Source organism: Flavobacterium salilacus subsp. salilacus (assembly GCF_004634195.1).
GTDB lineage: Bacteria > Bacteroidota > Bacteroidia > Flavobacteriales > Flavobacteriaceae > Flavobacterium > Flavobacterium salilacus.
Map to the genome: position 1 here is coordinate 101,545 of NZ_SKBP01000004.1, position 25,011 is coordinate 126,555.

Genomic DNA, 25,011 nt, shown 5'->3' on the forward strand with positions numbered 1-25,011 from the left:
CTAATATGGAAAACCACGCTCATGGCGTGGTTTTTGTTTATCATTAAATATGCCTGCATATTAAAAATTTTTAGTATCTTATAAAAAGGTAGTACTTTTACGCGAATTTTTAAACCCCTACATGGAAAAGATACTATCATATCCTATATCTGCAGTATATTATGTTGTTTTCCTGCTCATGCTGGTTATATTCCACCCAATACAATGGGTTTGTTTAAATGCGTTTGGCTACAACGCACATAAAAAAAGTGTTAGTATCCTAAACTGGTTTTTAATGAGAAGTGCCCACATTTTAGGTACAACTTACAAATTTACCAAAACAGCACCCATACCCGAAGGCGTACCGCTTATTATAGTGGCAAACCACCAGAGCATGAACGATATACCGCCTATTATCTGGTTTATGCGTAAGTTTCACCCTAAATTTATCAGTAAGAAAGAGTTAGGAAAAGGCATACCCAGCGTATCATATAACTTGAGGCACGGAGGTTCGGTGCTTATAGACCGTAAAGACCCTAAACAAGCCCTGCCTGCCATAAAGCAACTGGCTCAGTATATTGAAAAACACAAACGCTCGGCAGTAATATTCCCCGAAGGAACGCGGAGCAAGACAGGAGAACCCAAACGGTTTTCTGAAAACGGGCTTAAAATACTTTGTAAATACGCGCCATCTGCGTACATTGTGCCCGTAAGCATTAACAACTCGTGGAAGTTGTTTAAATTCGGACAATATCCATTAGGTTTAGGCAACCATCTGACTATTACAGTACAAGAACCATTTGCCATAAAAAACATTCCTTTTGAAGAAGTAATGGCGAGAACGGAAAGAGAAGTAAAACAAGGAATAAAAAATTAAATATATGTCTATAAAAAATATCCGGTTGGAGGTAATGCAGTTTTTGGAAAAAAACATCGACTCCTTTGTTGAAAGCTACCTCGTGCCGGTAGAAAAAATATGGCAACCAACAGATTTGTTGCCGGACTCTCAAAGCGAATCTTTTTATGAAGATGTAAAAGAACTGAGAGAAATAGCCAAAGACCTGCCTTATGATTTTTGGGTAGTACTCGTGGGCGATACCATTACCGAAGAGGCATTGCCTACGTATGAATCGTGGTTGATGGATGTAGAAGGCGTTAACCAGGTAGATAACGGCGGTAACGGGTGGGCAAAATGGGTGCGTAACTGGACAGGCGAAGAAAACCGCCACGGCGATGTGCTTAACAAATACCTGTACCTGTCAGGGCGTGTAAATATGCGCGAAGTAGAAATGACTACGCATCACCTTATAAACGATGGTTTTGATATTGGTACGGATCGTGACCCGTATAAAAACTTTGTATATACCAGTTTTCAGGAACTTGCCACTTATGTTTCGCACAACAGAGTATCGCAAATTGCTAAAAAATTCGGCGATAACAAACTCTCAAAAATGTGTAAGCTGATTGCAGGCGACGAAATGCGTCACCACCTTGCTTACAGCGAATTTGTAGATCGTATTTTTAAAGTAGATCCAAGCGAAATGATGCTGGCTTTCCAGTACATGATGAAGCAAAAAATAACCATGCCCGCCCATTTTTTGAGAGAGTCAGGGCAAAAGATAAGCAGTGCTTTCGATCAGTTTTCCGATTCGGCACAACGCATAGGCGTATATACCGCACAAGATTATGTAGAGATACTGCGCAAGCTTATAGAAAAGTGGCAAATAGATAAAATTGACGGGCTTACTGCCGAAGCTGAAAAAGCAAGAGATTTCCTGATGAAATTACCGGACAGAATGGCAAGAATATCCGAAAGGATAGTAATACCCGAAGAATCACACATATTTAAATGGGTACAACCTGCATTAATAAAATAAGATACTAAAAGCTGCCTATTGGTGGCTTTTTTGTTTGTGTATTAACTATTTTTGCATCACTCAACTTTATACTATGACTAACCCCGCCCTTATCCATAAAACTATCCATTTTGTAAAACAGCAACTTGAAAATGCCGAAGGAGGGCATGACTGGTTCCACATTCAGAGAGTGTATAACAATGCTTTAAAAATAGCCGAAACAGAAGCCTGTGATTTACTCGTGGTACAACTTGGGGCATTATTGCATGATATTGCCGACAGCAAGTTCCATAACGGCGATGAAACTGTAGGACCAAAGGTAGCACGTACATTTTTAGAGCAGGAAAATGTAGAAGAAGCCACTATTATGCATGTAGTAAACATCATCGAAAATATATCCTTTAAAGGCGGGAATTTTGAAAGGAAATTCAACTCAATAGAATTGGAAATAGTACAGGATGCCGACAGGCTCGATGCTATAGGTGCCATAGGTATAGCCCGAACCTTTAACTATGGTGGGTTTAAAAACAGGGCTTTATACAATCCGGATATTGCCCCTCAAATGAACATGACGAAAGAGGAGTACAAAAAAAGCGACAACCCTACCATAAACCATTTTTATGAAAAACTGCTTTTACTTAAAGACCGTATGAATACCCAAACAGGTAAAACATTAGCACAGGGCAGGCACAACTATATGGTAAACTTCCTGTCCCAATTTTATGCAGAATGGGAGGGGGAGAAGTAAAGTCTTTTTTTAGCTAAAAATAAAAGCCCCTTTAGGGGCTTTCATTTTATTTACCGGGAAACTCAGCTTTTCTTTTCTCTAAGAAAGCCGTTGTCCCTTCTTTAAAATCTTCTGTCCCGAAAGATTCGCCAAAGGCTTTTATTTCTGTTTCATAACCGTTAACGCCATCCGTATAATTGGCATTTATAGCTTTTATAGCCTGCCCTATGGCTACCGATGAGTTTTTCATAATCTTACCTGCTATCCCTTTACAAAACTCCAATAGTTCTGCTTGTGGCACTACATGGTTTACCAGTCCGTACGTTTTTGCTTCTTCAGCATTTATCATGCCTGCGGTCATAATCATTTCCATAGCACGCCCTTTGCCTACAAGCTGTGGCAAACGCTGTGTACCGCCATAACCCGGTATTACGCCAAGTGAAACCTCGGGCAAACCCATCTTGGCATTATCTGATGCTACGCGAAAGTGTGCTGCCATAGCAAGCTCTAACCCTCCGCCCAATGCAAAACCGTTTACCGCTGCAATAACGGGTGTAGAAAGGTTTTGTACAAAATCGAATAACAATTCCTGCCCTTTTGCTGCCAGTTTACCGCCTTCTTCTACTGAGAAATTAGCAAATTCAGCGATATCGGCACCGGCTACAAAAGCCTTCTCGCCGCTACCTGTTACAATGATAACTTTAACAGCAGCATCGTCATTAAGTGCTTTAAAAGCATGGTGCAATTCTTCAATTGTAGCTTTATTAAGCGCATTTAGTTTAGTTGGTCTGTTAATGGTAATCAGTCCAAGTCCGTCCGCTATTTCCGTAAGGATATTTTCGTAATTCATTTTCAGTATTGGTTTTTATGTTTATGTTGTTGTTTGTCCTTCTTTATTATCGGGGCTATCGGCTGCTATAATAGGAAACTCGACTATAAAGGTTGTACCCCTCCCTATCTCACTTTCAAAAGTAATAGTACCATTATAGTTTTCTACAATATTTTTAATAATACCCAGCCCGAGCCCCATACCACTGGTTTTAGTCGTAAACTTAGGTTCAAATATACGGTTCTTATTAGCCATACTTATTCCTTTTCCGTTATCTTTTACCGCTATTACGGCATGGTTATCTTTACAGTATATCCTGACTTCAATAAGCGGTTCGGGATGATTTTCCGGTATTGCCTGTGTAGCATTTTTAACAAGGTTGGTAATAATACGTATCAGTTGGGTGCGGTCCATACGGGTTATTATCTCTTTTTCTTCGCTGCTGAAAACAATATAATTTTCATTAAATATCTCCAGCGCAAGCTGTACTATTTTAACCATATTTATGGTTTCGTTTTGCTGCGCAGGCATAGAGGCAAAACTCGAAAATGCCGATGCTACCGATGACATGGTGTCTATTTGCTGGATGAGCGTAGTGGAATATTCATCCAGTTTTTTCCTGATATCAGGATCGTTGGGATCAAACTTGCGCTGAAAACTCTGCACGGTAAGCCGCATGGGTGTGAGCGGATTTTTTATTTCATGCGCCACTTGCTTTGCCATTTCGCGCCATGCCTGTTCGCGCTCACTTTGTGCCAGTTTAGCCGCACTTTCGTCAAGGTCATCTACCAGTCCGTTATAGGCTTTCACCAGTTGGCTTATTTCCTGCGGAGAATCGCGCTGGCTTATTTTTTCATTAACGGTGCTTAAACGGATTTCGGTTATCCTGTCGCTTATCGCTTTAAGTGATTTGGTAATATAGCTCGAAAGAAAATAGGCTATCACGATAGAAATAAGCAACATAAAGGAATATACCTGAAAAAAGCGCATCATAAAATTATTAATCTCCTTTTCGTAATACCCATCGTCCTCTATATAAGGCAGGTTGAGTATGCCCAGCGGTTTAAACTTGGTATCTTTAATATAGCTGTAGGAAGAGCGATAGCGTTTTCCCTCTTCGGTTTTAAGTAAATCCACATAACGCTTCTCGGCGGTAGAGCGTATAATCCGCAATATGGGATCAGAAATTTTTTGGCTTATAGTATCTACCGCAAAGGCTGCTTTGGATGATTTTAACAACTCTCCGTTAAGGTCGTATATGTTAATTTCCATACCGTGTATGTTTGCCATTTCATGGATGCGCTCCCTGAGAATAAGCGATAAATTTTCGGTAGAAAGCGGGTAGGTTGTGGTAGCAAGTATATAGTTAATATGCTCTTTTATTGCCTTTTCTTTCCTGTCCACACGCTCCTGGTGGTAGTCTTTTGCTTCTTTTTTAAACTGATAAATAGATACGGCAGCAATAAGCAAAGAGGCAACCAGCGTAACGAATATCATAGAAAGAAATATTCTTACCCGCAGCGACCATCTTCTTATCTTAAACCGTTTCTTCATTCGTTCAGGATTTGTTCTTTTCCCTTATGCGTTTATAAAATTTAAAGCCCAGCATTATCAGTATCGAAAAAGCAATAATGCCCACTACCCCGAATACCCAGTTTACGGCACTTTTTAAAATTACTAAAAAAACAACGGCAAATAGTATAATAGTAGCGCCTTCATTCCATAAGCGCATAAAATTGGTCGAATATTTTACCTCATCACGTTGCAGTTGCTTGTATATGCTGTGGCATTTTAAATGGTAAAGATACAGCAGAAATACAAAGCCCAATTTTACGTGCATCCACGAAAATTGCAGCCATACTCCGCCACGTGCTGTGCCAAACAGCATAAGAAAGGCAAACACGCTTGCCAATACTGCCGAAGGCCAAGTAATGATATACCACAACCTATAGGACATTAGCTTATATTGTTTTATCAATATTTCCTTTTCGGGAGATGGTTTAGCGTTAGCCTCTATATGATATACAAACAGTCGCACAATATAAAACAACCCGGCAAACCAGGTTATTACAAATATCAGGTGTAATGATTTTATATAGTCGTAATATTCTTCCATCAGGCTTCTTTAAGTTGTTCGGTCATTTCTTTTCTTAAAAATAATCCTGTTAATAATGTAGATAATATATCCGAAACGGGAAATGCTACCCATACTCCAAAAATACCAAAAAAGTGTGGTAAAATAAGTACCAGCGGTATCAGGAAAAAACCTTGTTTACTAAGCGTTAACAGTAACGCTTTAGTCGCCTTACCTGCTGCCTGAAAATAAGCTCCGCCTATAAGCTGTACGGCAATAATGGGCGATGCTGCAAACACCCAGCGCAGTGCGCCGGGAGTGTCCTGTATTACCCCTGCATCGGTAGTAAATAACGCAGTAATGGGCTTTGCAAAGGAAAATACTACCGCAAAAATTATTACAGAAAGATAGGTGGCATATTTAACAGCGGTAATAATAGCTTCTTTTACCCTTATGTAATTGCCTGCTCCGTAGTTGTAACCCGCAATAGGCATAAAGCCCTGAGTAACCCCCAATACCGGAAACAGCATAAACATAAGCATACGGCTAATGATACCGTATATGGCAACTGCCTGCTCGCCCCCTTCGGCATACAGCGTATGGTTAAGTATAATAGCCAGAATACTTATTACGCCCTGCCTTGCAAAGGTTACAAAACTTAAGGAGGTGATTTCCTTTACTAACTTGGGGTGAAAATCAAAGCTGCTTAGTTTTAACCGAAGTTCACTCTTTTTTATAAAAAACCAAAAGATATATAAAAAGCAAAACAAAAAGGAAAGTGCTGTTGCCGTTGCCGCACCCGAAATACCCCAACCGAATACTTTTATAAAAAGTATATCCAAAATAATGTTTGATATTGCTGCCACTATCATGGCAATCATGGCATGGCGCGCCTTGTCTTCGGCACGTATAACCGTGTTGCCCATCATGCAAAATGCCTGAAGCGGCACTGCAATCAATATGGGCATAAAAAATGCTTTGGCGGGAGCCATAATAGCTCCGTTTGCACCAAACATAAATAATATTTCATCGCTAAAAAAAAGCCCTGCTATTACAAACAACGATGAAACTCCAAAAGTCATCATAATCTGGTGGGCAAAGGTAGCAACCGCTTTTTCATGGTTGCCCTTACCCAAGGCTCGTGATAATACCGAGCTACCGCCTATACCGATAGCCATACCCATAGAGGATATAAAAAAAGTAATTGGCATTACTACAGATAGTGCCGCAATGGCAAGCGAACCTATCCAGCGACCCACAAAAATAGTATCTATAAGCAGGTTAACCGTAAGGAATAATATCCCTATAGATGCAGGCACAGCCTGCTTAATAAGCAGGCTGTTGATACTCTTGTTTGCTAAGTCTTTTGATGAAACCGACATTATGCTACAGGGGTTTCAGCATAAGCCCATTCGTTTATCCAGTTTACTACAACATCTATCCAAGGGTCGCTGTCGTTAAGGCATGGTACTGCCATAAAATTTTCGCCTCCGTGCTCTTTAAAATCTTCTTTAGCACGCATAGCAATCTCTTCGAGTGTTTCAAGACAATCGGAAACGAAAGCCGGAGTAACTACCGCAAGATTTTTAATGCCTTTTTCGGGCATTTTATTTATTTCGATATCAGTATAAGGTTCTAACCATTTATCGCCCGAAAGGCGTGACTGAAAGGTTAGCGAATATTTATCTTCGGGTATGCCCAGTTCTTTTACTACCAGCCGTGTGGTTTCGTAACACTGGTGGCGGTAGCAAAATTTATGTGCCGGAGATGGCGTTACGCAACACGAGCCGTCAATCTTGCAATGCGATTTGGTTACATCGGTTTTACGGATATGGCGTTCCGGTATGCCATGATAACTAAACAGCAGGTGGTCGTAATCGTAACCTTCTAACGATGATTTTATCGAATTGGCAAGTACTTTTATATAGTCAGGCTTATCATAAAAAGCAGGAACATCGGTAATGGTCATGTGCGGGAATTTCTTTGCACGAATTTCCTCTGCAAGTTTCAATATCGTTAGTGTAGATGCCATAGCATACTGCGGATAAAGCGGGAAAAGCAGTACTTCCGTCACGCCTTTATCGGCAAGCTCCTGCAAACCCTTTTCTATCGACGGCTGACCGTATCGCATAGCCAGCGATACCGGCATTGTTGTTTTTTTAACTACTTTTTTATGCATCCTCTCGCTGATAACGATAAGCGGAGAACCTTCGTCCCACCATATTTGCTGGTAGGCATGTGCCGATTCTTTTGGTCTTTTGCGTAATATGATGCCTCTTACCAGTAATGCCCTCAGCAAGAAAGGAACATCTATTACATATTTATCCATCAGGAACTCATCAAGGTAAGGTTTTACATCCTCCGGGGTTGGGCTTTTTGGTGAGCCCAGGTTTACTAACAGTACTCCCTTCATGTTTTATATTGTTTGTTCTTGGTTGTTGTTTTTTGTTATCTGCTACTGCTCAAAAACCGTGCGAGAGGCAGGCTGTTTCCTAATTTTATGACTTGTTTAAGTATTTGTATTCATACTCATCAAATACTTTTTGGGCGTAGTGCCAAATTTCTTTTTAAATGCTGCTATAAAATGGCTCGATGTGCTGTAACCTATGCGCAGCCCTACTTCATTCACGTTATACGAACCACTGTCTAAAAGCTTACGGGCATACTCCATTTTGTAATCAAACAAAAAACTGTACACGCTATCACCATATATTTGGCGAAAGCCCATTTTCAGCTTCTTTAGGTTAATACCCACTTGGTCGGCAAGTTCTTGCAGCCCCGGTGGCTCTGCCATGTTGGCTATAACAATATCTTTTGCTTTACGGATTTTTATAACATTGTCCTCATCTATCAAAAAAGGGCACTGCTCGGCATTCGGGTCTTCGGAACGGTTAAAATAAAGGCTCAACAGTTCGTACACCTTACCTTTAAAGTACAGTTTTTTAATGGACTGATGCAGGTTAAAATGAAACAACTGACTGAGCACTATAGCCATACTCGGGTTTATTTTATCCTCCTTATAATACTTTTTGTCTTTGTTACCATCACTCAGGAATGGGATATAATCTGCCTCTTCCGAGAAAAAACTATGAAACTTTTTAATGGATATTAATATGGATAACACCCACGAGTGGGGTGCAATTTCGAGGTGTACCGGCAGTTCTTTTTGCGGATTGTACAAAAAGAGGGAAACCTCCTCGCGCAAGTCCAGCGCATAACGCCCCTGATTGAATATAAATTTAGCCCTGCCCTTTACCCCAAAGTGAAACTGGATAAGATCTACCCCCACTTCGCGCTCAAAATGTACGGTGTCGTCACCATCATTTTGGAAGCGTAAAACAAAAAAATTATCCTCAATCTGTATCGCTTCATGAGTACCCATAGCGGTATTTTTTTGGATGCCCTTTTTAAGTTTTCAATTCGTTTTATTTAGAATAGTTCTAAACTAATTGATTGTAAGGCATTGATTTTAGTGCAAATTTAAAGGATTTATAATTATAAAAGGATTTTTTCGCCAAAATATCCGACAGCGTTATAAAAAGAACCTGTAGCGTTACTTTTAAAAAAATGTTAAAGGTAATTTTGTATCACTTTTAGGAAAGTGAGTAATATGGAGAATCATAACATGTCGAAGCATCAGTACTTTTATGCCGTAGGGTTAAGCTACAGGAAAGCCGATGCCGAGATGAGGGGAAAGTTTAGTTTGAATGCCGAAGGCAAACACAAGGTATTGCAACAGGCAAAACAAGAAGGCATAAGCAGCCTTATCGTTATATCTACCTGCAACCGGACAGAGATATACGGCTTTGCCCAACATCCCTTCCAGCTCATAAAATTACTTTGCGATAACAGTCAAGGCACCGTAGAAGAATTTCAGCGTGTGGCTTTTGTATATAAAAATAACGAGGCTGTAAACCATGTGCTTCGCGTAGGCACCGGACTGGACAGCCAGATACTGGGTGACTTCGAAATAATCAGCCAGATAAAAACCGGTTTTGTAGAATCTAAAAGTATGGAACTTGCCAATACTTTTTTAGAAAGACTTATAAACTGCACTATACAAGCCAGTAAAAGAATTAAAAACGAAACCGAGCTTAGCTCAGGAGCAACATCGGTATCCTTTGCATCAGTACAGTACATTATGAACAATGTAGCTGATATTCAAAACAAAAACATACTGCTTTTCGGTACAGGAAAAATAGGGCGCAACACGTGCGAAAACTTGGTTAAGCATACCAAGAATGAGCATATTACCCTCATCAACCGTACTAAAAATAAGGCAGAAAAGGTAGCCGGTAAATTTAACCTGCTGGTAAAGGACTATGATGTACTGCCGTTGGAAATAACAAAATCTGACGTATTGGTGGTAGCCACAGGCGCACAAACCCCTACTATAGATAAGGATATACTGGCATTAAAGAAACCTTTACTGATATTAGACCTGTCCATCCCTAAAAATGTGCATGATAATGTAAGGGAGCTTGAGGGGGTAACGGTTGTACATTTGGACGACCTCTCTAAAATAACCGACGACACGCTGGAAAAACGAAAAAAACATATTCCTGCTGCCGAAGCTATTATTGCCGAAACCGAAGAAGACTTCATTAGTTGGGTAAATGCCCGAAAATTTGCCCCTACCATTCATGCGCTAAAAGAAAAGCTTAACACAATAAAAGACTCCGAATTAAACTTTCAGCGCAAAAAATTAAGTAATTTTGATGAAGAACAGGCAGAGATAATCAGCCAGAGGATTATTCATAAAATTACAACACATTTTGCAAACCACTTGAAAGACAGGGATACTATGGTAGATGAAAGCATTGAATGGATAGAAAAAGTATTCCGTATTGAAAATACTACAAAATGAACAAAGCCATACGAATAGGCACGCGCGATAGCGAGCTTGCGCTATGGCAGGCACATACTGTACAGGCAAAACTGGAAACACTGGGATATGCAACTGAAATTGTAGCTGTAAAATCGACCGGAGATGTGGTGCTCGATGTACCGCTGTATGAGTTTGGCATTACCGGGATATTTACCAAAACGCTTGATGTGGCAATGATAAAAGGCGAGGTAGATATTGCCGTACACTCCATGAAAGATGTACCCACTGCATTGCCCAAAGGCATAGTACAGGCAGCCGTTTTAGAACGTGCTGATACCCATGATGTACTGGTACACAAAGGCAGCCTCAATTTTTTGCATGAAACGGGTACTATTGCCACAGGCAGCCTGCGCCGACAGGCACAATGGCTGAACCGATACCCACACCACACAGTAACCGACCTGCGCGGTAACGTGAATACCCGACTGAAAAAACTGGAAGAAAGCAACTGGGGCGGCGCTATTTTTGCCGCTGCCGGATTGGATCGACTCGGATTTCTTTCGGGCAATCAAATAGAAAGCCCCTCCTTTGGAGGGGTTGGGGAGGCACTTGACTGGATGATACCCGCACCCGCACAGGGCGCAATGGTGGTGGTAGCTATGGAAAATGATGATTACTGCCGGGAAGCACTTGCTAAACTAAACCATACCGAAACGGAAACATGCACCTTTATAGAACGCCAATTCCTTAAAAAACTGGAAGGGGGCTGTACTGCACCCATTGGCGCGCTGGCACGATTTGAAGAAAACATAATTCGCTTTGAAGGAATATTGCTATCTATAGACGGTAAACAAAAAATACATATAGAAAAAACCATTGCTGCCGATGCTGATTATAGTACCTTTGGCACGCAATGCGCACAGGAAGTGCTTGATAACGGCGGAGTGGCTTTAATGCAGGACATCCGTGCGAAACTCAATAAAAAGTAAGTTAGGAGATGTTTAAAAATATTTCGAATGTATTATCTAAAATCTACGGCTTTGTAGATGTCTTACTCATTACCTTTTTGGTGTTCGATTTTGGCTTCAAAAATCTTATCTCCGAAGTACTTGATCATAAAACACTATACTTTGTAGGACTCATAGTTGGGCTTATAGCATTCAATGTTATCCGTTTTTTTTATACGCAAAACCTGACGCTGAAAAAAATGCTGAAGGCAAACGTGCTCATATTGGCACTAACCCTGATAACCGCATCTGTAACCTTTTTATTCAGCGGAGAATATGAGCGATTGTATAACGCCAACCTTATTATTGATACAGGGCTTATTCTTTATTTTTTCCTGCGCCTCACAAGCCTTATCCGTAAACTATATGCATTGTACTATAACCCTACCATATTGTTTGTTGGCAGTTTTGCCATTATGGGTCTTATAGGCGCTTTTTTATTAATGCTGCCCAATGCCACAACACACGGCATAAGCTTTACCGATGCACTGTTTACAGCCATTAGCGCAGTTTGCGTTACAGGGCTTATTGTAGTAGATACCGCTACCGATTTTACCTTTATGGGCAAAACGGTAATATTGTGCCTCATACAACTGGGGGGCATTGGTATGCTTACCTTTACCTCATTCTTTTCGTTTTTCTTTAAGCAGGGAACTACTTTTAGGGAAGGTATGAATGTGAGCAGCTTTGTAGATAGCGACAACCTGCAAAATGTAATGCGTTTTGCCATGCGGGTAGTAGCCTTTACCGTAGGTATCGAAATTGCGGGAGCATTGCTCATATACTCCTTTATCGCTGATATTCCGAGTATAGAAAATAAAGCGTTTTTCTCCATATTCCATTCCATATCCGCATTTTGTAATGCCGGGTTTTCTACCTTTTCCGCAGGGTTAGCCGACCCTTCGGTACAAAACGCCTATGCTTTTCAGTGGGTTATAATGCACCTCATCATCTTTGGCGGTCTTGGTTATAATATTGTTTTCAACTTCCTGCTTTATATAAAACATTTTATTGTTAACAGTATATCGAATATGCGTTTCCAAGCACCTGTACGCATACTCACACTCAACTCCCGTATTGTTATTATTACCACAGCAATATTACTTACGTTGGGTAGCGTGTTCTTCTTTTTTACAGAGCAGAATACTACTTTTAGTAATGAAACATTTTTTGGCAAAGTTACATCGGCGGCGTTTACATCGGTTACAGCCAGAACGGCAGGGTTCAATACCTTCGATTTTGCATCACTCTCCATGCCCGCAATACTTTTTGTAATATTCCTTATGTGGATAGGGGCATCACCCGGCTCTACCGGAGGTGGTATAAAAACCAGTACCTTTGCATTGGCTACACTCAACATACTTGCCATAGCACGCGGTAAGGAGCATATAGAGCTGAGGGGCAGAAAGATAAACAATCAATCCGTAAAACGCGCTTTTGCCATTATATGCATCTCGCTTATGGTTATAGGTATGGGCGTTTTAATGCTGTTGTTTTTTGAAAAAGATTTTTCGCTTATACAGGTCGCTTTCGAGGTGTTCTCGGCATTCAGTACCGTAGGACTTAGCCTCGGTATAACGGCAAGCCTTAGTATAGGCAGTAAATATGTTTTGATAGCAGTAATGTTTTTAGGAAGGATAGGTTTACTCAACTTACTGATAGGTATGCTGAAAACCATAGAGGCACACAGCTATGAGTATCCGGAAGAAAACATAATGATAAACTAAAAAATTGAAAGTATGAAGATTATCATATTCGGGTTAGGAAATTTCGGGATGTCATTGGCAGTAAATCTGACAGAAACCGGAAATGAGGTTATTGGTATTGATAATAATATGAACAAGGTTAATATGGTAAAGCACCAAATATCGCACGCGATATGTATGGATGCTACTAACGAAATGGCTTATCAGGCACTGCCTGTAAAGGATGCCGACCTTGCCGTTATTGCCATTGGAGAAAATGAAGGGGCAGCCATTATTACCACGGCTATAATAAAAAAGCTGTCAACCGCTCGTATTATAGGGCGATCGCTCTCCCCAATACACGATACGGTGCTGAATGCAATGGGTATAGAAACCATTATTCACCCCGAACAGGATTTTGCCGACAGGCTTGCCAAAAAAATAAACCTGAAAGGTATTGTAGATAATTTCAGCATCGATAAAAATTACAGTATATCCGAAATTAAGGCTTTACCCGAATTTGCAGGAAAAACACTGGAAGAACTGGCTTTCAGGCAAACCTATAACCTGCATATCGTTACTATAATCCGCAAGCAACTACGAAAATCTATTATAGGCACTACCAGTCAGGTAGATCAGTCAGAAGGTTTTGTAACTAAAGACAGTGTTGTTATGGAAGATGACCTGCTGGTGGTTTTCGGGCTTAATAAAGACATTGGTAAGTTTTGTAATCGTTACCAGCAAAAAACAAAACGTTAGGAAATGGAAAGGTCTGCGCGCATATTGGCTACCAAAAAGCTGCAACCTAACCAACGGCAATACCTGCTTAATGCAGGACTATCAGTAACCGAAGCCGATTTTATAGGTATTCGATACAAACCATTTAAGGCAGAGGGCATTAAAGGCAACCTTATATTTACCAGTCAAAACGGATTTAAAGCGTTTTTGGAAAACAACGAAAGTGACCGTTATAAAGATAGAAAAATATTTTGCGTAGGACAAAAAACGCGTGATGGAATTGTAAGCGAAGGTTATAATGTAATCGCCTTTTCAGACTACGCAGAGGAGCTTTCAGCGATAATAATACAGGACTTTGCCAACGAAAATTTTACGTTTTTATCGGGCAATATACGGCGTGATACCCTGCCCGAAGCATTGAAAAAAGCAGGGATAGTATTTAATGAAATTGAGGTTTATGAAACGGTGCTTACGCCCCATAAAATTACATCGCCTGTAGATGGGTTATTATTTTTTAGCCCAAGCGGAGTAGTAAGCTATTTAAAGGAAAACAACATTACAAACCAAGTCTGCTTTTGCATTGGTACAACCACCGCGCAGGCTTTACAAAATGTAACCGAAAATATAATTGTGGCAAACAAGCCCAGTATAGAGAATGTTATAATACAGTGTATTAATTATTATAAGAATTATTAACCACAAAGCACACAAAGTGTACACAATGGATACAACGCTTATGAACCTCGTGAAAAATTTAGTGAACATTGTGGTTAAATAAACTAAACACAAAATGAGCATAAAAAACGACTTATTCCTAAAAGCATTACGTAACGAAACTGTAGAACGCCCACCCGTATGGATGATGCGCCAGGCAGGACGTTACCTGCCCGAATTTATGGCATTAAAAGACAAGTATGATTTCTTTACCCGATGCCAAACTCCGGAGTTGGCTGCCGAAATAACCGTACAACCCATTCGTATCGTAAAACCCGATGCGGCAATATTATTTTCGGACATACTGGTTGTGCCACAGGCTATGGGTATTGAGGTGCTGATGAAAGAAAGTGTAGGTCCGTTTTTGCCAAACCCCATCCGCACGGCGCAAGATGTAGAAAAAGTAATTGTACCGAATATAGATGAAACGCTTGGTTATGTAATGGATGCCATAAAGCTAACCAAAGAAATACTGAACGACGAAGTTCCGTTAATCGGTTTTGCAGGCTCTCCGTGGACAATATTCTGTTATGCCGTAGAAGGAAAAGGCTCAAAAAGTTTTGATACGGCAAAAGGATTCTGCTTTTCGCAACCCCAAGCAGCCCACGCCCTATTGCAAAAAATAACCGATACTACGATTGCCTACCTGAAAGAAAAAGTAAAAGCAGGCGTAAATGCCGTACAAATATTTGACAGTTGGGGCGGTATGCTAAGCCCTGTAGATTATCAGGAATTTTCATGGAAATACATCAATCAAATTGTTGAGGCATTAGCTCCCGAAACGCACGTTATTGTGTTTGGTAAAGGTTGCTGGTTTGCCCTTGACGAAATGGCAAAAAGCAAGGCTTCGGCGCTTGGAGTGGATTGGACGTGCTCGCCACGCAATGCCCGCTATTTGACAGGAGGACAAATTACCCTGCAAGGTAACTTTGACCCAAGCCGACTGCTTTCGCCCATACCCACCATCAAAAAAATGGTACACCAAATGATTGATGAGTTTGGTAAAGACAATTATATTGTGAATTTAGGACACGGCATACTGCCTAACATTCCTGTAGATCATGCCAAAGCATTTATAGAAGCAGTAAAAGAATATAAATAAGAGCCTCTCCCCAACCCTCTCCAAAGGAGAGGGAGCATGAAAATAATATGAATACAGATATAAAAACATATAACGATACACTTAGTGCCGAAGACAAAGCAATATGTGATTTGTTAGCCCAAACTATAGATAACAATCTGAATTTTACAGAAAATAAAATATGGCATGCGCACCCTGTGTGGTTTATAGACGGCAACCCTATTGTTGGGTACAGCAAACTAAAAAACAACGTCAAGCTGATGTTTTGGAGCGGACAATCGTTTGAGGAAGAACAACTGAATGAGAGGGGCAAAAAGTTTAAAGACGCCGCTATTGGTTATACCGATGTGAACCAGGTAAATACTGACGATCTGAAACGCTGGCTTGAGAAATCGGAAAAAATACAATGGGATTATAAAAACATTGTAAAACGAAAAGGCGTTTTGGAACGACTGAAATAAAGCACCATGATAACAGCAAACTGGACAACTGACCGTATAACAACCGTTACATCGGAGGAGTTTTTCAACCTCGTGGAGCGAAACAGGCAGCATATATACAAAACGTTTCCGGTTACCACTGTAAATTGTGCTGACTTAGGCAAAACAAAAACATTTATAGAAAATGCCCTTGCAACCGAAAAAAACAAAAACGGTTATTATTTCTACCTGCGTGATGTTGCAACCAATTTGTTAATGGGCTATATCGTTATAAAAAATATTGACCCGAAAATAATGAAGTGCGAACTTGCCTATTTTATTGATAAAGAATACCAAGGGCAGGGAATAACAACTCAAGCCATTGCCAATACCGTTAAGCATTGTTTTGATGAGTTGGGTATGAATAAGGTTTATATCTGCACTGCTACAACCAATATAGGCAGTCAAAAAGTAGCTGTAAAAAATGGTTTTATTCAGGAAGGCATTTTGCGTAAAGAATTTAAAAACGGCGAAGGAAAGTTGGAAGATATCATGTACTTCGGGTTGATAAAATCAGATTATATGAAATGAAGATAGTAACATGGAATACTGAGCGAGTTTCTAAAGATGCAGATAAAATTCAGGATGCTATTAATCAGTTTGATGCAGATATAATCGTTCTTACAGAAACCTGCTCTATTTTAAATGCAATGACAAATTATAATATAGTTGCATCATCAACATTGCCTGAGTATTTTGATGTTATCAAATATAAAAAAGGAGAAAACAGGACGAGTATATGGACGAAATACAACATTGTCAAAGAAATTACAACCTATGATAACTATACGAATGTAAGCGCAGTATTAGAAACAGATTTAGGATTACTGATAGTATATGGTACTATAGTTGGAGTATTTGGAGGAATTGGAAAAAGATTTGAAACTGATCTCTCAGGAACATTAAATGATTTAAATAAATTGGATTCTGAAAAAGCAATATGTATCGCAGGAGATTTGAATACTTATTTTTCAGGCTATGCCTATCCAAGTCATAAAGCCAGAGCAATATTTAATGATGCCTTCAAAAAAATGGGACTTATTAATCTTACTGCGGAAGTTAAGGATAATGTTGACCATATTGTTATAAGTCAACTCTTTCTTAAAGACAGAAAAATTGAAATTGAAACATTTAACAATGATAAATCGTTAAGCGACCACATTGGAATATGCATAACAATATTATAATGAAAGATAAATTTTACCAATATATACAACAATTACAAGATACTATAACCGCCAAACTGGAAACGGTTGATGGTAAAGCAAAATTTCGTCAAGACCTTTGGGAACGTGCCGAAGGCGGTGGCGGCAGAACCCGTGTAATAGAAAACGGAAACGTATTTGAAAAAGGCGGAGTAAACATCTCAGCAGTACATGGTGCTTTGCCAAAAGCTATGCAGAGTTATTTTAATGTAGGCGATGTCGATTTCTTTGCCTGCGGGCTTAGTTTGGTAATTCATCCTAAAAACCCTTTTGTCCCAACAGTGCATGCCAACTGGCGTTATTTCGAAATGTATGATAAAGCAGGGAATATTGTAGAGGCATGGTTTGGCGGTGGGCAGGACCTTACCCCCTATTACCTTTTTGATGAAGATGCTGTACATTTCCACCAAACCTGTAAAACGGCATGTGATAAACATAACCCTGAGTTTTATCCAAAATTCAAAAAGCAGTGCGATGACTATTTTTGGAATACACACCGTGATGAAGCGCGGGGTATAGGTGGTTTGTTTTTTGACCATTGCAAAGCAACAGATGATTTCAGTATGGAACAATGGTACAACTTTGTAACCGAAGTAGGAAACAGTTTCCTCGAAGCCTATGTGCCAATAGTTGAAAAGAGAAAAGATATTGAATATACCGAAGCTAACCGCAACTGGCAAGAAATACGCCGCGGGCGTTATGTAGAGTTTAACTTGGTGCACGACAAGGGTACACTTTTCGGGCTAAAAACCAACGGACGTATTGAAAGTATATTGATGAGCCTGCCACCCCATGTACAGTGGGTGTACGACCATCATCCAGAAGCGGGTAGTGAGGAAGAAAGGCTTATTACTATACTTCAAAACCCAAAAAACTGGATATAAGAACAGCCTAAGTTAAAATATCAAAATATACCATGTACATGATATATATCATGTGTCATGTAATCAATAATTTGCAACTTTGATTAAATCATAATACTATGTTCCCAATACACAGAAACAGACGATTAAGAACCAACGAATCTATCCGCTCGTTAGTGCGTGAAACCATACTTACACCAAACGATTTTATGTTCCCTATGTTTATTGCAGAGGGTACTAACGTGCAGGTAGAAATCCGATCGATGCCCGGCATATACCGCCGCTCGATAGACCTGACCGTAAAAGAAGTTAAGGAACTTTGGAGCATAGGCATTAAAGCAGTAAACATATACGTAAAGGTTAACGATAACCTTAAAGACAATACCGGTAAAGAAGCATGGAATCCTGAAGGGTTAATGCAGCAGGCTATTAAAGCCATAAAAGATGCCGTACCGGAAATGATAGTAATGCCTGATGTAGCACTTGATCCTTACTCAATATACGGACATGACGGTATTATAGAAAACGGGCAAATTATTAACGATGCTACGGTTGATGCGCTTACACGCATGAGCGTGAGCCATGCCGATGCGGGGGCTGATTTTGTTGCACCCAGCGACATGATGGACGGGCGTATACTGGCAATCAGAAAAGCCCTTGAAGAAACCGGACACCACAATGTGGGCATTATGAGCTATAGTGCCAAATATGCTTCAGCATTTTATGGTCCTTTCCGTGATGCGCTGGATAGTGCGCCGAAAGAATCGGGTGTGCCTGTACCGAAAGATAAAAAAACCTACCAAATGGATTATGCCAACCGCATTGAAGCCATTAAAGAAGCGGTACAGGATGTAGAGGAAGGCGCGGACATCATAATGGTAAAGCCCGGACTTGCTTATCTTGACATTGTACGCGAGGTAAAAAATGCTGTAAACGTTCCCGTTTCGGTATTCCACGTGTCAGGAGAGTATGCTATGGTTAAGGCTGCTGCCGAAAGGGGCTGGCTGGATCATGATGCCGTTATGATAGAACAACTACACTGCATAAAGCGTGCAGGGGCAAGCCTTATCTCTACTTACTTTGCTAAAGAAGCTGCTATTTTATTAAACAAATAATCATCATGAAATACCTGTTTTTTATACTTATGGCTCTTTCCTTCCTGTCATGTAAAAAGGAGGAGCAAAAACAAGACTTATACCCGTCGGGTACGGAAAATGTAAGTGAAGGCACTACTACTGATATGACGGAATCGGAAAAATTAGGTCAGGAACTCTTTAACGGAAAAGGGAATTGCTTTTCCTGCCATAAAGCCGACCAAAAGGTTATAGGACCAAGCATTACCGAGATTGCAAAAATATATACTGAGAAAAACGGCGATATGGCTGGCTTTTTGAGAGAGAAAGCCGACCCGATTGTTGATCCTTCACAATACTCAGTAATGAAAACCAATTTTTACATTACTAAAAATTTTACTGATGAAGAAATGCAAGGGGTTGTTGATTATGTAATGAGTTTTAAAAAATAGTCGCAGTTTTCAGTCGCAGTTTTCAGTTAATATGGCGCATACTGAATACTGAGACTGAAAACTGAAACCTAATCCGGTGCTACGAGCTTAAAACCCACACGGGGTATATTCTCTATACGAATACGGTCGTCATCTTTAAATATTTTGCGAAGGCGCGATATAAACACATCCATACTGCGCCCCATAAAATAATCATCTGTACCCCAAATGGAGGTTAGTATTACTTCACGTTTCAGTACGGTGTTTTTGTGCTCTATAAAAAGTTGCAGTAATGCCGACTCTCTTTCGGTAAGTTTTGTGGTTTTATCATTGCGCGTTATGGCATAGTTTACGGCATCAAAAACAAAATCGCCAATAGTAAAGGTGCTGCTTTTTACCGCAGGTTTTTTTTGGCTGCGTTGCAGGAACACTTCAATTTTCAGGACAAGCTCCTCCATGCTGTAGGGCTTTACCAAATAATCGTCGGCACCAAGTCGCAAACCTTTTATACGGTCTTCTTTCAGGGTTTTTGCCGAAAGAAAAATAATGGGTACTTCCACATCACGTTCCCGAATAGCTGTTGCAAGTTCAAAACCGTCCATTTCGGGCAGCATTACATCGAGTATGCACAGGTCAAAATCGTCTTGCTTAAACGCTTCAAAAGCAGCCTTGCCGTTATCATAATGAGCTACTTCATATTCCTGCTCCAAGTTATCGGCAGTAAGAAACGCAAGTGTGTTGTCGTCCTCTACATATAGTATTTTCTTTTTCATAGCATGCTATTGTTGGGTATAGCTATAGTTATGGTTATACCTTTATCATCATTATTTTTTATTTTGATTTTCCATCCGTGTAGCTCACAAATCTTTTTAACATAAAACAACCCGATACCAAAACCTTCTATCTCCTTTTTATTCTCTCTGGGCACACGATAAAACCGATCAAAAACATACTCTAAATGTGCCGATGGTATGCCCGAGCCGTTATCTGTAAAATGTAACTCCAGGTATTTTGGCTTTTCTTCTATATTTATATGTACTTCGGGAGCTTCATTACCATACTTTATGGCATTTTCTACAATATTATAAGCTATATTGTAAAAATGGAATTCGTCTGCTGCTATAAAGTAGCCGTTTTTTGTGCTGTTTAATTGTATATTGGCAGCCGGATATTTAAGCGATGCGTTGTCTTTAACCAAATCCAGCACTTCAACAAGGTTAAATTGTTTCTTTTCAAGCCCCATCAGGTTGGCATCAGCTTTCGCCACATTCAGTATACGCTCTATATGTTGGTTTAGCTTGTTGCTTTGTTGTATTATTATCTGCAAATACTTATTCAGTTTCGGGTCTTTCTCTATAGCATCCTGTTTTACCGCATAGTTAGAGGCTATAAGTATAGACGACAATGGTGTTTTAAACTCGTGCGTCATGTTATTAATAAAGTCCTTTTGCAGTTCGGTATATCTTTTTTGCTTTAAAAGGGTGAATACCGAATAGACATATATAATAAGCACCAAAAACAATACTACTGTATATATCCAGTACTGTTGCAATGATGCTATGTAGTTATAATGCAGGTGCGGAAACCGGATGGCAAAATAATAAATGAGTCCTTCTTTTTTAGTAAAACAGTTTTTACATTGCGCCACGTCATTCTCCACTTCAGAGCCTGCTGCATTTATATAATTGCCGTACATCATCTCATCCGAAGCACAATCGTATATGGCATATTCATAATCAATATCCAGCTTTACCTTCTGAAACTCGGTTCTCAGATAATATTCAAGTATATCTGCTTCAAAAACATCATCCACATTTACTACATAGTAATCGTCAGATACTTTTTTAATAGGTGTAGTAACGGGTAGCTCGCTGTTATTATCCCGGTATATTTTGTTCACCACATCCTGCAAGGCAAAATGAATTTTTTCGCCAAACTCCTTACGTTCAAACATAAATGCCTGTTTGAGCATTACCAACTGCATAGTAATAACACCTACTATTGCCAGTAAACCAATGAAGACAATTATATTAAGTTTATTAAATTTCAATTTTTAAAATGTCGTTAATTATTGTTATCCTATATTACTATAAAAAAGCGTATGTCACAAGCCGTTAACATGTCGTTAACAATAGTTTGAAAACGATTAACATTTTTCAATAAATAAGTAAATATATTTGTAATGCTAAATACTAAAAATTGTATTAATCATATAAATCTACTAATTATGAAATCATTTAAATTTACATTATTCGCAGTGGCAGGAGCCCTTTTATTATCATTCTCTGCCAATGCACAATCTGCACTTAAACCGGCTGTAAAAGGAGCAAAAGCAACTACCGCAACCAGTGAAGAAAAAAACATGCAGCCTTCAGGAATCACTTGGGAAGAAGACACGCACAACTTTGGCGAAATCGAACAGGGAAAGCCGGTATCACACGAATTTACTTTCAAAAACACTACTAAGCAAACTATCCTTATTACTAACGTAAAGGCATCTTGCGGATGTACGGCTACCAACTATACTAAAACGCCTATCAAACCGGGAGAAACCGGTAGCGTAACAGCTACTTATAACGCACGCAGCGGTGGTAACTTTAACAAAACCGTTAGTGTTACTACAAACGACAGCGATGTAAAAAAAGTACTTAAAATAAAAGGTAAAGTACTAACGCCTGAAGTTGAAGAAGCAGCTCCGGGTTCTAAACAGTAATTTTTTTACCGATAATAAAAATAATAAAGACCACCGTAAGAGGTGGTTTTTTGTTTTGGTTATTCAAGTGTAAAAACGCTAACTTTGTTCATAGTACTACCATCTCCATACCTAAAAAATGAAACAGGCATACATCAAAACACCGTTGGGCATTACCGCCATAGAAGGCGATAATGATGGCATTAGCAAAATAACAGTGCTTGATGAAAATGTAACAATATCCGATACTATTCACACAGAATTGCAGGAAGCTGTAAACCAACTGGAAGAATATTTTTCGGGTAGCCGAAACCATTTTACCTTTAAAATCAACCCACAGGGAACTGATTTTCAGAAAAAAGTATGGAATGCTTTATTGCAAATACCCTATAGCAAAACCACATCTTACCAACAATTATCAATACAACTGGGCGATGTAAAAGCCATACGTGCCGTAGCATCGGCAAACGGCAAAAATCCGCTTTGGATAGTTGTGCCCTGCCACAGAGTAATAGGCTCTGACGGTTCGCTTACAGGCTACGCGGGCGGACTTTGGCGCAAAAAATGGCTGCTGGAACACGAGAGCCCACCCATACAACAAAGTCTTTTTTAGTCTATTCAAAATAAATTTTGATTAAATTCGTAGCATATCCTTTTAACCGCTGATTATGAAATTCATTAAAAAATTCCTGCTTTGGTTTGTTATTGTGCTTACGGGCATCATTATGCTCATGTATATTTTTGATGTCGATTACCTGCTGCGTGCCATGCGCACCATCTACTTCAGGGGAGAAACCACCGCATTTTTAGATGATTATAAAGAATTTCCTAACCGCACTATAGAAAAAGGCACACCGCAACCTTGGGCTATCCATAACGATTATAACACTGTAGAGCCTACAAAAAGATTACAAGAAGTACATGAAAAACTGGAAACTGTAGCCTACCTCATCATAAAAAATGACAGTATATGGCATGAAAGCTATTATGACGGTTATGATAAAGACAGTAAATCCAACTCCTTCTCTATGGCAAAAAGCGTCGTTTCGGCAGCACTGTTTAAAGCCATTGAAGAAGGAAAAATAAAAAGCCTCGACCAAAAAGTCAGCGACTTCTACCCTCAGTTTAGCGAAGGGCTTGGTGCTGAAATGACGGTGGGCGACCTCTCGTCTATGGCATCAGGGCTAAGTTGGGATGAACGCTACTACAGCCCGTTCTCCATAGTAACCCGTGCTTATTTTGACGATAATCTTGAAAAAGTAATACTGGGGCTTGAAGTGGTAGAAGAACCCGGCACAGCATTTAAATACCTTAGCGGTGCTACCGAGTTACTGGCTATGGTAATAACCAAAGCCACAGGGCAAACCCTTTCGAGCTATGTGTCAGAAAAATTTTGGAAACCTATGGGCATGGAAAATGAAGCCCTTTGGCAAACCGATGACCCTGACGGTATCGAAAAAGCCTATTGCTGTATTGCCAGTAATGCGCGCGATTTTTCACGATTTGGTAAACTTTTTGAGCATAGCGGTAACTGGAACGGAAAGCAACTTTTGGAAAGCACATCTGTACAAAAAATGATAAGTCCCCGATTTCCCGAAGCCCCATTTTACGGCTACGGTTGGTGGATACACAACTACTTAGGCAAAAAAATGTTTTATATGCGCGGGCACTTAGGGCAGTTTGTAATTGTGATACCCGATGACAAAGTTGTTATTACACGACTGGGACACCTGAAAGGACTGCAAACCGACACCGACAGGCACAGTAACGACTTTTATGTATATGTAGATGAAGCCTACAAAATGATGGGCATGATGCAGGATAACGAAGGAGACGGCAACGGAAAAGAAATGTAAACCCAACCGCTACAAATGCTCGAAAAAATAAGGCTCGACAATATACTATTCCTCGATATAGAAACGGTTCCCGAACAGGAACATTTTGACTTGCTGGATGCGGAAACGCAGCAGCTATTTGACCTTAAAACGCAATACCAACGCAGAGACGGCGAAACGCCTAATGAGTTTTACGAACGTGCCGGCATTTGGGCAGAGTTTGGTAAAATAATATGCCTCTCCGTTGGCTTTTTCACCTTTAAAGGCGATATACGCCATTTTAGGGTAACCTCATTTCATGGCGATGAGCCTAAAATTTTAAAAGATTTTAATAACCTCATCAATAATCACTTTAGCCAGCCACAGCATATCATGTGCGGGCATAACGCTAAAGAGTTCGACTTTCCCTTTATAGCCCGCAGAATGATTATTAATGGTATAGCATTGCCCAACAAGCTCAATCTGTTTGGTAAAAAACCTTGGGAAGTACCCCATCTGGACACTATGGAGCTATGGAAGTTTGGCGATTATAAAAGCTATACCTCGCTAAAACTGCTTACCAAAATACTGGGCATAGCCTCGCCCAAAGGCGATATAGACGGCAGCCAGGTAGCGCATGTATATTATGTAGAAAAAGATATAGACCGTATTATAACCTACTGCGAAAAAGATGTTGTTGCCGTAGCGCAAGTGCTATTGCGCTTCCGCAGAGAAGATTTATTGATTGAGGATGAGATTATACATGTATAATTTGTCATTCTGAATGCAGCGCATCGAAATGAAGAATCTTATTTAAACAAGCATTAGGTTCTTCCTTCGTCAGAATGACAAAACATACGCAACTGTCATTCTGAATGCAGCGCAGCGAAATGAAGAATCTTACTACAAACAGGTATTAGATTCTTCCTTCGTCAG

The 25,011-nt window shown here is 39.9% G+C and carries 27 protein-coding genes; 19 read left to right on the top strand and 8 right to left on the bottom strand.

Features of this window, described 5'->3' with window-relative positions; genetic code table 11:
* Positions 1-121: 121 nt before the first annotated feature.
* The 3 genes from E0W68_RS06495 to E0W68_RS06505 all read left to right on the top strand — a co-directional run bounded on the left by E0W68_RS06495 (position 122) and on the right by E0W68_RS06505 (position 2,583).
* Positions 122-856, top strand: a complete 735-nt coding sequence (locus E0W68_RS06495) for a lysophospholipid acyltransferase family protein (RefSeq protein WP_135218611.1) — start codon at positions 122-124, stop codon at positions 854-856.
* Positions 857-860: 4 nt separating this feature from the next.
* Positions 861-1,856, top strand: a complete 996-nt coding sequence (locus E0W68_RS06500) for an acyl-ACP desaturase (protein WP_135218612.1) — start codon at positions 861-863, stop codon at positions 1,854-1,856.
* Between the two features lie 73 nt (positions 1,857-1,929).
* Complete coding sequence (locus tag E0W68_RS06505) at positions 1,930-2,583, top strand: HD domain-containing protein (RefSeq protein ID WP_135218613.1); 654 nt, start codon at positions 1,930-1,932, stop codon at positions 2,581-2,583.
* 46 nt (positions 2,584-2,629) lie between these two features.
* Here the strand turns inward: E0W68_RS06505 and E0W68_RS06510 are convergent, their stop codons facing one another.
* The 6 genes from E0W68_RS06510 to E0W68_RS06535 all read right to left on the bottom strand — a co-directional run bounded on the left by E0W68_RS06510 (position 2,630) and on the right by E0W68_RS06535 (position 8,847).
* A complete protein-coding gene (locus tag E0W68_RS06510) occupies positions 2,630-3,412 on the bottom strand; it encodes an enoyl-CoA hydratase/isomerase family protein (RefSeq protein WP_135218614.1) in 783 nt (260 codons plus the stop codon).
* 21 nt (positions 3,413-3,433) lie between these two features.
* On the bottom strand, positions 3,434-4,945 hold the full coding sequence (locus E0W68_RS06515; RefSeq protein ID WP_162845813.1) for a sensor histidine kinase: 1,512 nt from the start codon (positions 4,943-4,945) through the stop codon (positions 3,434-3,436).
* A 4-nt stretch (positions 4,946-4,949) separates the two neighbouring features.
* A complete protein-coding gene (locus E0W68_RS06520; protein ID WP_135218615.1) occupies positions 4,950-5,507 on the bottom strand; it encodes a CopD family protein in 558 nt (185 codons plus the stop codon).
* Positions 5,507-6,847: an MATE family efflux transporter gene (locus E0W68_RS06525; RefSeq protein WP_192824554.1), complete on the bottom strand. Its 1,341-nt coding sequence runs from the start codon at positions 6,845-6,847 to the stop codon at positions 5,507-5,509. Before E0W68_RS06525 ends, E0W68_RS06520 begins: the two co-directional genes overlap by 1 nt.
* Complete coding sequence (gene hemH, locus E0W68_RS06530) at positions 6,847-7,878, bottom strand: ferrochelatase (protein WP_135218617.1); 1,032 nt, start codon at positions 7,876-7,878, stop codon at positions 6,847-6,849. Before hemH ends, E0W68_RS06525 begins: the two co-directional genes overlap by 1 nt.
* A 96-nt stretch (positions 7,879-7,974) precedes the next feature.
* A complete protein-coding gene (locus E0W68_RS06535; RefSeq protein WP_135218618.1) occupies positions 7,975-8,847 on the bottom strand; it encodes a helix-turn-helix transcriptional regulator in 873 nt (290 codons plus the stop codon).
* 228 nt (positions 8,848-9,075) lie between these two features.
* Between E0W68_RS06535 and hemA the strand changes: the two genes are divergently transcribed.
* From hemA to E0W68_RS06595, 12 genes are all read left to right on the top strand, one after another.
* Positions 9,076-10,332, top strand: coding sequence for a glutamyl-tRNA reductase (hemA, locus tag E0W68_RS06540; protein ID WP_135218619.1), 1,257 nt, complete (start codon positions 9,076-9,078; stop codon positions 10,330-10,332).
* Positions 10,329-11,282, top strand: coding sequence for a hydroxymethylbilane synthase (gene hemC / locus E0W68_RS06545; protein WP_135218620.1), 954 nt, complete (start codon positions 10,329-10,331; stop codon positions 11,280-11,282). The genes hemA and hemC overlap by 4 nt, the downstream gene beginning before the upstream one ends.
* An 8-nt stretch (positions 11,283-11,290) precedes the next feature.
* The gene (locus tag E0W68_RS06550; RefSeq protein ID WP_135218621.1) at positions 11,291-13,027 is read left to right on the top strand and encodes a TrkH family potassium uptake protein; all 1,737 of its coding nucleotides are present in this window, start codon (positions 11,291-11,293) and stop codon (positions 13,025-13,027) included.
* Positions 13,028-13,039: 12 nt separating this feature from the next.
* On the top strand, positions 13,040-13,744 hold the full coding sequence (locus E0W68_RS06555; RefSeq protein ID WP_135218622.1) for a potassium channel family protein: 705 nt from the start codon (positions 13,040-13,042) through the stop codon (positions 13,742-13,744).
* Positions 13,745-13,747: 3 nt separating this feature from the next.
* The gene (locus E0W68_RS06560) at positions 13,748-14,419 is read left to right on the top strand and encodes a uroporphyrinogen-III synthase (protein ID WP_135218623.1); all 672 of its coding nucleotides are present in this window, start codon (positions 13,748-13,750) and stop codon (positions 14,417-14,419) included.
* Between the two features lie 94 nt (positions 14,420-14,513).
* Entirely contained in the window at positions 14,514-15,539 is a 1,026-nt protein-coding gene (gene hemE, locus E0W68_RS06565; protein WP_135218624.1) for a uroporphyrinogen decarboxylase, read from the top strand.
* 47 nt (positions 15,540-15,586) lie between these two features.
* The gene (locus E0W68_RS06570) at positions 15,587-15,979 is read left to right on the top strand and encodes a DUF1801 domain-containing protein (protein ID WP_135218625.1); all 393 of its coding nucleotides are present in this window, start codon (positions 15,587-15,589) and stop codon (positions 15,977-15,979) included.
* 6 nt (positions 15,980-15,985) lie between these two features.
* A complete protein-coding gene (locus E0W68_RS06575; RefSeq protein ID WP_135218626.1) occupies positions 15,986-16,528 on the top strand; it encodes a GNAT family N-acetyltransferase in 543 nt (180 codons plus the stop codon).
* Entirely contained in the window at positions 16,525-17,184 is a 660-nt protein-coding gene (locus tag E0W68_RS06580) for an endonuclease/exonuclease/phosphatase family protein (RefSeq protein WP_135218627.1), read from the top strand. Before E0W68_RS06575 ends, E0W68_RS06580 begins: the two co-directional genes overlap by 4 nt.
* On the top strand, positions 17,184-18,086 hold the full coding sequence (gene hemF / locus E0W68_RS06585) for an oxygen-dependent coproporphyrinogen oxidase (RefSeq protein ID WP_135218628.1): 903 nt from the start codon (positions 17,184-17,186) through the stop codon (positions 18,084-18,086). Before E0W68_RS06580 ends, hemF begins: the two co-directional genes overlap by 1 nt.
* 98 nt (positions 18,087-18,184) lie before the next feature.
* Positions 18,185-19,180 carry a porphobilinogen synthase gene (gene hemB, locus E0W68_RS06590; RefSeq protein WP_135218629.1) on the top strand — a complete coding sequence of 332 codons (996 nt, stop codon included), beginning with the start codon at positions 18,185-18,187 and terminating at the stop codon, positions 19,178-19,180.
* Between the two features lie 5 nt (positions 19,181-19,185).
* Entirely contained in the window at positions 19,186-19,590 is a 405-nt protein-coding gene (locus tag E0W68_RS06595; RefSeq protein WP_135218630.1) for a c-type cytochrome, read from the top strand.
* Positions 19,591-19,658: 68 nt separating this feature from the next.
* Here the strand turns inward: E0W68_RS06595 and E0W68_RS06600 are convergent, their stop codons facing one another.
* Together E0W68_RS06600 and E0W68_RS06605 are read right to left on the bottom strand one after the other, a co-directional pair.
* Entirely contained in the window at positions 19,659-20,342 is a 684-nt protein-coding gene (locus E0W68_RS06600) for a response regulator transcription factor (RefSeq protein ID WP_135218631.1), read from the bottom strand.
* Positions 20,339-21,619, bottom strand: coding sequence for a sensor histidine kinase (locus tag E0W68_RS06605; protein ID WP_135218632.1), 1,281 nt, complete (start codon positions 21,617-21,619; stop codon positions 20,339-20,341). The genes E0W68_RS06600 and E0W68_RS06605 overlap by 4 nt, the downstream gene beginning before the upstream one ends.
* A gap of 177 nt (positions 21,620-21,796) precedes the next feature.
* Here E0W68_RS06605 and E0W68_RS06610 point away from each other — a divergent pair, with 177 nt between their 5' ends.
* The 4 genes from E0W68_RS06610 (at position 21,797) to E0W68_RS06625 (ending at position 24,846) form a co-directional block, all read left to right on the top strand.
* Positions 21,797-22,282 (top strand): DUF1573 domain-containing protein, encoded by a 486-nt coding sequence (locus tag E0W68_RS06610; protein ID WP_135218633.1) that lies wholly within the window; start codon positions 21,797-21,799, stop codon positions 22,280-22,282.
* A gap of 118 nt (positions 22,283-22,400) precedes the next feature.
* On the top strand, positions 22,401-22,874 hold the full coding sequence (locus tag E0W68_RS06615) for a methylated-DNA--[protein]-cysteine S-methyltransferase (RefSeq protein WP_135218634.1): 474 nt from the start codon (positions 22,401-22,403) through the stop codon (positions 22,872-22,874).
* A 55-nt stretch (positions 22,875-22,929) separates the two neighbouring features.
* A complete protein-coding gene (locus E0W68_RS06620; RefSeq protein ID WP_135218635.1) occupies positions 22,930-24,117 on the top strand; it encodes a serine hydrolase domain-containing protein in 1,188 nt (395 codons plus the stop codon).
* Between the two features lie 15 nt (positions 24,118-24,132).
* Positions 24,133-24,846 carry a 3'-5' exonuclease gene (locus E0W68_RS06625; protein ID WP_135218636.1) on the top strand — a complete coding sequence of 238 codons (714 nt, stop codon included), beginning with the start codon at positions 24,133-24,135 and terminating at the stop codon, positions 24,844-24,846.
* Positions 24,847-25,011 lie beyond the last annotated feature (165 nt).